This window comes from Vibrio sp. PID17_43 (genome assembly GCF_002608565.1).
Classification (GTDB): domain Bacteria; phylum Pseudomonadota; class Gammaproteobacteria; order Enterobacterales; family Vibrionaceae; genus Vibrio.
Map to the genome: position 1 here is coordinate 89,346 of NZ_LIXM01000020.1, position 7,216 is coordinate 96,561.

The 7,216-nt window shown below is 45.8% G+C and carries 7 protein-coding genes and 1 tRNA gene; 4 read left to right on the forward strand and 4 right to left on the reverse strand.

Annotated features, from left to right (window positions below; genetic code table 11):
• Nucleotides 1-164: 164 nt before the first annotated feature.
• Nucleotides 165-1,714, reverse strand: a protein-coding gene (locus AK965_RS14885) for an IS3 family transposase (RefSeq protein ID WP_253252702.1) whose coding sequence is annotated in 2 segments (ribosomal slippage) — nucleotides 165-1,234 and nucleotides 1,234-1,714 — 1,551 coding nt in all. Because the reading frame shifts where the segments join, the coding sequence is not laid out codon by codon here.
• 334 nt (nucleotides 1,715-2,048) lie between these two features.
• Nucleotides 2,049-2,125, reverse strand: a tRNA-Arg gene (locus tag AK965_RS14890).
• Nucleotides 2,126-2,326: 201 nt separating this feature from the next.
• On the opposite strand from AK965_RS14890, the gene folD reads away from it, so the two are divergent.
• Nucleotides 2,327-3,187, forward strand: coding sequence for a bifunctional methylenetetrahydrofolate dehydrogenase/methenyltetrahydrofolate cyclohydrolase FolD (folD, locus tag AK965_RS14895; RefSeq protein ID WP_099080347.1), 861 nt, complete (start codon nucleotides 2,327-2,329; stop codon nucleotides 3,185-3,187).
• Between the two features lie 247 nt (nucleotides 3,188-3,434).
• On the opposite strand, the gene AK965_RS14900 is transcribed toward folD, so the two are convergent.
• Both AK965_RS14900 and AK965_RS14905 read right to left on the reverse strand, forming a co-directional pair.
• Nucleotides 3,435-4,406 carry a lytic transglycosylase domain-containing protein gene (locus AK965_RS14900; protein ID WP_099080348.1) on the reverse strand — a complete coding sequence of 324 codons (972 nt, stop codon included), beginning with the start codon at nucleotides 4,404-4,406 and terminating at the stop codon, nucleotides 3,435-3,437.
• A gap of 45 nt (nucleotides 4,407-4,451) precedes the next feature.
• A complete protein-coding gene (locus tag AK965_RS14905) occupies nucleotides 4,452-4,736 on the reverse strand; it encodes a YcgL domain-containing protein (RefSeq protein WP_099080349.1) in 285 nt (94 codons plus the stop codon).
• Nucleotides 4,737-4,933: 197 nt separating this feature from the next.
• On the opposite strand from AK965_RS14905, the gene minC reads away from it, so the two are divergent.
• Genes minC through minE form a run of 3 tightly spaced genes read left to right on the forward strand, consistent with a single transcriptional unit; the run spans nucleotide 4,934 to nucleotide 6,692 of the window.
• Nucleotides 4,934-5,596, forward strand: coding sequence for a septum site-determining protein MinC (gene minC / locus AK965_RS14910; protein WP_099080350.1), 663 nt, complete (start codon nucleotides 4,934-4,936; stop codon nucleotides 5,594-5,596).
• 17 nt (nucleotides 5,597-5,613) lie between these two features.
• Nucleotides 5,614-6,426, forward strand: coding sequence for a septum site-determining protein MinD (gene minD, locus AK965_RS14915; RefSeq protein WP_099080351.1), 813 nt, complete (start codon nucleotides 5,614-5,616; stop codon nucleotides 6,424-6,426).
• A gap of 2 nt (nucleotides 6,427-6,428) precedes the next feature.
• The gene (minE, locus tag AK965_RS14920) at nucleotides 6,429-6,692 is read left to right on the forward strand and encodes a cell division topological specificity factor MinE (protein WP_099080352.1); all 264 of its coding nucleotides are present in this window, start codon (nucleotides 6,429-6,431) and stop codon (nucleotides 6,690-6,692) included.
• The last annotated feature ends 524 nt before the right edge of the window (nucleotides 6,693-7,216 follow it).

Genomic DNA, 7,216 nt, shown 5'->3' on the forward strand with positions numbered 1-7,216 from the left:
GTCGTTAGATGGTGTAGTGGATAAGTTTGACCGTTGATTTCGGCGTTTCAGCTTGAAGAAATTTGGTGAATCAGAACTATGCGTATTTCGGTGATTGCGAACGCTCGTTTCCGCTGTTTTTCAAGCAAGTTGTCGTCTTTTTTACAATTTAGTAACGTGAATAATTACGCGGCACACTTTTCAGGGTTCAAGTACACCTCATCGATATAACTCCAGTCTCTCGTTTGCCGACTCCATCTGCCTGGATGAGTCAATTGAGCACGTCGGTAGACTTGCATACGCTGTCGTAGAATTTCATTATCCTCGCCGCAATGCCTCTGCTGAGGTGTTACATACTTTATGCCACTGTGTTTATGCTCCTTGTTATACCAATCAACAAAATTACCAACCCAGCACCGAGCGTCTTCAATGGAAGAAAACCCATCCACTGGCCATGAAGGACAATACTTTATTGTTTTGAACAACGACTCAGAGTATGGGTTGTCGTTACTTACTCTTGGCCTAGAATAAGAGCTTACGACCCCAAGGTCATGCATCTTTGCAAGCATGGTGTAACTTCTCATAGGAGCACCGTTGTCAGAGTGCAAAGTGATGTTGCCTTGCACACACTTTTCCCGCCATGCTGTTCTTTGGAGTAACTCCGCTGCATATTCGCCTAGCTCCTGATCATACACTTCTGCACCTACTACTTTTCTACTGAAGATATCCATTATCAAATAGAGGTAATAGTGCTTCCCTCGTATTTTCGATGGCAGATAACTGATATCCCAGCTCCATACCTGATTTGGTTTGCAGGCTTTTTGGACCTTTGGTCGAGAAGGGCTTGTACCAACTTTGTTGCGAGTTCGCTTACCTAGCTGGTTGTTTGCTTTTAATACACGATAAAATGTGGACTCTGAGGCAATGTAAATGCCTTCATCAGCCAACATTGGAACGATGGTATTCGGCGGTAAATCTGCATACTCTGGTGTATTGCAGATATCCAATATCTGCTGCCTTTCGGCTTCTGATAGCTTATTATGAGGTTCGTGCTGCCGAGGATGCTGACGCATATCACTTGTGACTTCGGCAGAGTTCCGTGTCCAGCGCTGAAACGTTCGTATTGATAACCCAACGGTGGAGCAAGCCTTTGTCTTTGTTGCCCCTTTACGTACAGCTTCATCAACAAGTGTGACTATTTTAAGCCGCTCTGAGATAGGAATCAGTCTTCCTCGTTGGTCTCCCAGAGGGCATTGAACTTTTCCCGCAAAACTAGTAGTGCAGCCGTTTCAGCAAGTGCTTTCTCTTTACGTGCCAACTCCTTCTCCAGCGCTTTTACCTTTCTGCGTTCCTCACGTAGTTGCTTATTTTCTTTGTGTGATATTGAAGTCGATGTTGCGCTCTGCGCCTTGATAGATAGTGCTCGCCAGGCTTTAACGTCATCGACAAATAACCCTTTAGACCTACAGTATTCAGCTAACTCGCGTTCAGACATTGTTGCAGTTTCAATCACTATGAAAAATCTCTGCTCCGCTGAATAATCATTAGTAGTATTTTCTAACGTCGGCTCTGTAGACAATAGGCCGCTTTCAACAAGTTCATTTCTCCACTTAGATACCACGGAAGGACTCACATCTAATTCTTTAGCAATTCTTCGATGAGACCAATTATATGGTGGTAACAACCAAGTTTGACCTTTTGTTTTCACATCAATTGGAACTGGATTTGCTGGCATAGTTATCTCCTTAAAAATCTAGACGACAACTATGCTGACACAGGGGGGAAATGACTGATCGGAATGCTCCGAAATATGCACATAACCATTAACGCAATTCATTAACATACAGAACTGAATCTAGGTCCATTCATGAAGTGCCTAACAAGATGATAGAAAAACGATTGTGCTATCGCTCAGGGTAAGGAGGGGTGACATCACACAACTTAGTTTCTGTCACAACTAAGTTGAGGCACGTTTGAGTAAATTGCTTACTAGACTATAAACGTGACTATGATTGCCAAAAACGACAAAACCCCGATAACTCATTGAGCTATCGGGGCTTCTAAATAAATGGCACGCCCTGCAGGATTCGAACCTGCGACCACATCCTTAGAAGGGACGTGCTCTATCCAGCTGAGCTAAGGGCGCGCTACAGGAGGGATTATACGAGTTCAACCGCTTAAATCAACGGGTTTTCGTAACATTCTGATCTGAATGTCTAAAAAAAGGCCAATGATGCGAAAAATGTTCAAAAGAACCCCAAGGCAAACGTTTGCTTATGGATGTTAAATCCATTTTCTGCGACAATGCGCTGCAAATAATTAGCCTTCTTATTTAAAAAGGAAAGTCATGACTGCTCAAAATATAGATGGAACTCTTATTTCCCAAACTGTTCGATCAGAAGTTGCAGCACGAGTGAAAGCTCGCGTTGAGGCTGGCCTTCGCGCTCCTGGTCTTGCGGTTGTTCTTGTTGGTGAAGATCCTGCTTCGCAAGTTTACGTTGGCAGTAAGCGCCGTGCGTGTGAAGAAGTTGGCTTTATCTCTAAGTCTTTTGACCTTCCTGCGACCACTTCGGAAGAAGAGTTGTTGTCTCTGATTGACGAGTTAAACAACGATGCAGAAATCGATGGCATTCTAGTTCAGTTGCCTCTTCCTGCGGGTATTGATACAACGCACGTTCTTGAGCGTATTCACCCAGAAAAAGACGTGGATGGCTTCCACCCTTATAACGTTGGGCGCTTAGCCCAGCGCATTCCTAAACTGCGCTCTTGTACGCCAAAAGGCATCATTACCCTACTCGATCGTTACAACATTGAGTTACGTGGCAAGCACGCGGTCGTGGTTGGCGCATCGAACATTGTTGGCCGTCCAATGACGCTAGAGTTGCTACTTGCAGGTTGTACAACAACAACGTGTCACCGCTTTACCAAAGACCTAGAAAGCCATATACGCCAAGCCGATGTGGTTGTGGTCGCCGTTGGTAAACCAAACTTCATTCCTGGTGAGTGGATTAAGAAAGGCGCCGTGGTCGTTGATGTTGGTATTAACCGCCTTGAATCTGGCAAGCTAGTCGGAGACGTGGAATATGATAAAGCGCGTGAAAGCGCAAGCTTCATTACTCCAGTACCAGGTGGTGTTGGTCCAATGACCGTTGCAAGCTTGATTGAGAATACGATGCTGGCTTGCGAGCAGTTCCATACGAAGAAATAGATTCGAGATTCGAAGAAATGAAAAGGGTTGACGAGAAGCGTCAACCCTTTTGTTTTTGAGGGAGCAAGAAGATGCGTCTGAGCCAAAACTGTCTTCCTCTACCCTCTCGAAGCGAAGCGTTCCCGATTCCAGAAACGCAGCGCTCTAATATGTTAAAGGCTCAAAATCACGCCAGCGATTGATGCACTCATCAAGTTCGCCATTACGCCCGTGGCAATAGCTTGGAAGCCGTATTGAGAAATTCAACTTAGAATGTGATGCGGTCAGCTAAGTGACTTACCGCCAGTGCGAAGTAGTAAGAGCGGTTCCACTTCATCAACACATTGTAGTTGTTGTACACCAAGTAAGTACGACCGTTTTCATCGTCGGGCATGATTAGCCACGCTTTGATGTCTTCGTCCAACTTAGGTAATGGGCTGCCATCGTATTTGGTGATACCAAGCTTGCTCCACTCTTGCAGGTATTTGCCTTTCTCTTCTCCGCGGCCTTCAAGATTGTGGTCGATACCGTGTGGCACCTTCACCTGACGACCCCACGTGAACTTGTCGTCCCAACCCGATTCGCTTAGGTAGTTCGCGGTAGAAGCAAACACGTCCGCTTCTGATTGCCAGATGTCTTTCTTACCATCGCCATTGCCATCTGCGGCAAAGCGTAGGAATGAGCTTGGCATAAACTGACACTGGCCCATCGCACCTGCCCAAGAGCCTTTGAAACTCTCTAACCCAATATGGCCTTCATCTAGAATTTGCAGCGCTGCCATGGTTTCTTTACGGAAGAACTCTTCACGACGACCTTCAAATGCCATGGTCGATAGCGCATCGATCACGCGGAAATTACCGGTGAACTTACCGAAGTTACTTTCCACGCCCCACAGTGCGACAATAAAGCGCGGTTGCACGCCATATTCGTCACCAATGCGCTTTAACTCTGCGTAATGCTCTTTGTACAATTGCTTCGCTTGCTTTACCTTCCATTCCGGTACCGCCCGAGGAATGTACTCATCCAACGTCAGTTTCTTTTCCGGTTGATTTCGGTCTGCATTAACCGCACGAGGTTTGTATTCAACATTAGCAAAAGCGGCACTGATCACCTGTTCAGAGATGCCTTTAGCACGCGCTTCTGTACGCAATTTATTGAGGTACTCCTCAAAGCCCTCATTACTTGCAAACGCTGAAGTACATATGCCAACACTGAGCATCGTTGCCAATATCTTTTTCATATTGCCCTCCTTGAGTAAGGCAGTATTCTCAGATGAAAAACGGACTTACTGTTCGCCTTTCTGCTGAGTTTTTTGTTCTTTGTATTTTTCTAGTAGGTTTTCTGGCGGAGGTGGTAATTGCAAAAAGAAGCCTTCATTCTGTAATGATGCCTTCACTTTCTCGATATCAACTTGCGCCAAAGTGCGACCATCAAGTTTGATCGTCATGACTGGCATAGGCTTACCGAACATTTGCATTAACGTGTCAGGAACCTGTGAAAAATCGTCTTTTTTCGGGATATAAAGATAAGCGCCTTCTTTTTTTGCGCTTTTATAAATAGAACAAAGCATGACAAGCCTTTTGTGCTGATTTATCCGCTTTTAGCGCGGATTTTGTTGAAAACGTAAAATTCTCGCAAACTTAATAGCAAATTTGAGATTAAATCTCGGATTTGCCCGCTTGAGAACTTGCTGCGTCAGAGGATGGAATATAACATGACAGACCTAGTTTAAGGCAACGCTCTTTCAATAAAGGCAAGTAGTCCACGATGACCCATACACCAGACCTTAAAGGTAGCAGTTTTACTTTGTCAGTTTTACACCTTTCTGATAATGAGGTCGACAAAACTGTCGATTTTTTGCAAGAAAAGGTTTCTCAAGCCCCTTCTTTCTTCGCATCCGCTCCTTTGATTATCAATATAGCAAAAGTCGAAGGCGATATTGATTTCAGGGCGCTGAAACAAGGGATTGCTGACGCCGGGTTTATTCCTGTCGGGGTTACGGGTTGCAAAGATAAGCGCGTTCAAAATCTTGCCTCAGAAGCTGGCTTTGCGATTATGTCTGCAAGCAAGTCGCCGACTCAAGCTCCAGCTAAAATCGCCCCGACAAAAGTGGTTCGCACCCCCGTCCGTTCGGGTCAGCAAGTCTACGCTAAAGATGGCGACTTAGTGGTACTCGCGCACGTCAGTGCTGGTGCAGAGGTGATAGCAGATGGCTCTATCCACATTCATGGCACCCTACGTGGACGCGCGATTGCCGGAGCGAGCGGGCAGCAAGAAGCTCATATTATTTGTCACGATTTACAAGCTGAACTGGTTTCCATTGCTGGCGATTACTGGTTGAGCGATCAAATTGAGAGTGAGTATTGGCAAAAGAAAGTAATGATCAGTAAAGCCGAAGAATCATTACGTCTGGAAGCACTCACTATTTAGTCTAAAAAGGAAATAAAATGGCACGCATTATTGTAGTAACGTCTGGTAAAGGTGGCGTTGGTAAAACCACTTCAAGCGCAGCCATCGCCTCAGGTCTGGCTCTTAAGGGCAATAAGACTGCGGTGATCGATTTTGATATCGGTTTGCGTAACCTCGATCTGATCATGGGTTGTGAGCGCCGCGTCGTGTATGACTTTGTAAATGTCATCAACGGTGAAGCAACGCTAAACCAAGCGCTGATTAAAGATAAGCGCACGGATAACTTATTCATTCTTCCCGCTTCACAAACACGTGATAAAGACGCACTCACCAAAGATGGTGTACAACGCGTGTTCACTGAACTCGGTGAAATGGGCTTTGACTTCATCATCTGTGACTCACCAGCGGGTATCGAGCAAGGTGCTCTAATGGCGCTATACTACGCAGATGAAGCGATTGTAACGACCAACCCTGAAGTCTCCTCTGTTCGTGACTCTGACCGTATTCTGGGCATTTTGGATTCTAAGTCACTGCGCGCGGAGCAAGGCCTTGAGCCTGTGAAACAGCACCTGTTGCTGACTCGCTATAATCCAGCTCGCGTTAACCAAGGTGAAATGCTGAGTGTACAAGACGTCGAAGACATTCTTCACATTCCTTTGTTAGGCGTGATTCCTGAAAGCCAAGCGGTACTGAACGCATCAAACAAGGGCGTACCCGTTACTTTCGATGAAAATACGGATGCAGGCATGGCGTACACTGATACCGTAGAGCGCCTTCTTGGTAGCGAGGTTGAATTTCGTTTCCTTACTGAGGAGAAGAAAGGACTCTTTAAACGACTGTTCGGAGGCTAGACATGTCACTATTAGAATTTTTCCGCCCTCAGAAAAAAACATCGGCCAGTTTAGCTAAAGAACGTTTGCAAATCATCGTTGCTGAGCGCCGCAGCCAGAACGACCCTGCACCTTCTTATCTGCCTCAATTGAAAGAGGACATTCTGAAGGTGATCAGCAAATACGTCGCGATTGATCCAAACATGGTCGATCTGACATTTGAACACAAAGACGATGATATCTCAGTTCTTGAGTTGAATGTAAAACTGCCAGACGACGAGAAATAAACCACTTTTCGACTTTGCTTTGAGTGCCCTCCTCTTCGTCATTCTGGACAGCGAGGAACGAGCGTGATTCAGAATCTATTACCAGAGTGCTCGGATTGGTGAGATAGGATTTTGGCTTCAAAGTGGGCGGTGCGTAGATTCCTAGTCTCACTTAGGTTCGCTGGAATGACCCACTATCTCCCCGTCATTCTGGACAGCGAGGAACGAGCGTGATTCAGAATCTATTACCAGAGTGCTCGAATTGGGAGATATTATTTTGGCTTCAAAGTGGGCGGTGAGTAGATTCCTAGTCTCACTTAGGTTCGCTGGAATGACCCACTATCTCCCCGTCATTCTGGACAGCGAGGAACGAGTGTGATTCAGAATCTATTACCAGAGTGCTCGGATTGATGAGATAGGATTTTGGCTTCAAAGCGGGCGGTGAGTAGATTCCTAGTCTCACTTAGGTTCGCTGGAATGACCCACTATCTCCCCGTCATTCTGGACAGCGAGGAACGAGCGTGATTCAGAATCTATTACCAGAG